General features: G+C 61.2%; 3 protein-coding genes. All 3 read left to right on the forward strand.

Annotated elements, in window-relative coordinates:
- On the forward strand, nucleotides 1-537 hold a 537-nt coding region (locus AC1DT3_RS19825; protein ID WP_477466929.1), incomplete at its 5' end, for a TolC family protein.
- The gene (locus AC1DT3_RS19830; protein ID WP_477466930.1) at nucleotides 534-1,430 is read left to right on the forward strand and encodes an efflux RND transporter periplasmic adaptor subunit; all 897 of its coding nucleotides are present in this window, start codon (nucleotides 534-536) and stop codon (nucleotides 1,428-1,430) included. The genes AC1DT3_RS19825 and AC1DT3_RS19830, both read left to right, overlap by 4 nt.
- 3 nt (nucleotides 1,431-1,433) lie before the next feature.
- Nucleotides 1,434-1,769, forward strand: a complete 336-nt coding sequence (locus tag AC1DT3_RS19835) for a permuted SH3 domain-containing protein (RefSeq protein WP_477466931.1) — start codon at nucleotides 1,434-1,436, stop codon at nucleotides 1,767-1,769.
- Nucleotides 1,770-1,819 lie beyond the last annotated feature (50 nt).

Consider the following 1,819-nt stretch of genomic DNA (forward strand, 5'->3'; position numbering starts at 1 on the left):
TCCCGCTTCAACGTTCAGGCTGCAAAGGCAAGACTTCTGCCCTCGATACAACTCACCGGCGAGGGTGGTTTCCAAACGACCGCATTCCGTACGCTGCTCGATCCGGCAAGCCAAATTTATCAGATGGCGGCCGGGATCACGCAGCCGATCCTCGATGCGTACTACCTGCAAGGACAGGTGGAGGTCGATCAGGCGCGCTTCCGCGAACTTCTGTCCAATTACCAGAAGGCCGTTCTCGTGGCTTTCCAGGAGGTTGAAAGCGCGCTCGTGGCCTATCACAAGACCGCTGAGCAGGAAGTCTTGCAACGCAAAGCTGTTGAATCGTCGCAGCGAGCCTATGATATCTCGTTGGAACAGTTGCGAGCGGGTATCATCGACCGCACCACCCTCCTCGACTCGGAGCAAACCTTGTTTTCCGCGCAGAACAATCTCGTCAGAGTCCGTCTTTCGCGGCTGCAGGCCGTGGTGGATCTCTACCGGGCGCTCGGCGGTGGATGGGAACGGGCGCCGACCGTCGACGTGGCTCGGGTGCCATGAGAGGCAAGACCGTCTTTCTCGTCCTCCTGATCGCGATCCTCGCCGCTGCCGGTCTTTATTGGCGGGGCATCGTCCAATGGCCTGGGACCTCGGCTCAAACGGCGTCCGGACGCGGCAGCGGCGCGGGTCCGGGCAGCGCCGGCAGACGAAACATGATCGTTCCTGTCCTGGTCGAGACAGTCAAGAACGCAGACGTGCCGGTCTATCTCGACGGCGTTGGGACGGTGCGGGCTTTCAAGACGGTCACCGTTCAGGCGCAGGTCAGCGGCCGTCTGGTCAGTGTCGATTTCAAGGAGGGCCAGGAGGTCAAAAAGGGCGACCGCCTCGCCAAGATCGATCCTGTCATCTACCAAGCGGCCTACGATCAAGCCGTCGCCAAAAAGGCGATGGACGAGGCCAATCTCGACAACGCGAGGCGCGATCTGGAGCGTTATACCGGACTTGCCCGCTCCGACTTCGCGTCGAAGCAACAAGCCGATACGCAACGCGCCGCGGTGGCGCAAGCAGAAGCCCAGGTCCGGCAGGATCAGGCGGTCATCGACAACGCCAAGGCCAATCTCGATTACACGACGATCATCGCGCCCATCGACGGGCGGACCGGAATCCGCCAGGTCGACGAGGGCAATCTCGTCAATCCCAGTGACACGGCCGGCCTTGTCGTCATCACTCAGTTAAAGCCGATCACCGTATTGTTCACGCTGCCCGAAACCAAAGTTTCAGATGTTGCAGCCGCGGCATCTGCACGCGCGATTCAGGTGACCGCGAGCATCGGGTCGGAAACGCTCGATCAGGGTGTACTCGATGTCATCGACAATCAGGTCGATCAGACGACCGGTACGGTGAGAATGAAAGCGACCTTTCAGAATCTGGCGGGCCGGCTTTGGCCAGGCTAGTTCGTGAACATCCGTCTGCTGTTGAAGACTCTTCAGAATGCCGTGGTGGTTCCAGCCGTGGCCGTTCAGCAAGGGGCGATCGGGAGTTATGTCTACGTTGCGCAGGACGACAGCACCGTAAAGCTCACCAAGGTTGCGGTGCCGCAGCAGGACGAGGCGCAAGCTGTCATCGCCAGCGGTCTCGAGGTGGGACAACGTGTCGTGACCAGCGGATTTGCCAATCTGCAGGATCGATCGCGCGTCACGATATCGGGTGAGAACACGCCTCGGACCAGTGAAGAGCCGGCGCCACGCCGCCCGCGCCGCGCGTCCTCGGCCGAGCCCACGCGGACGCCATGAACATTTCCGCGCCCTTCATCGCGCGGCCTATCGCAACGGCTCTTCTCGCC

This window comes from Microvirga sp. P4_G7 (assembly GCF_056401005.1).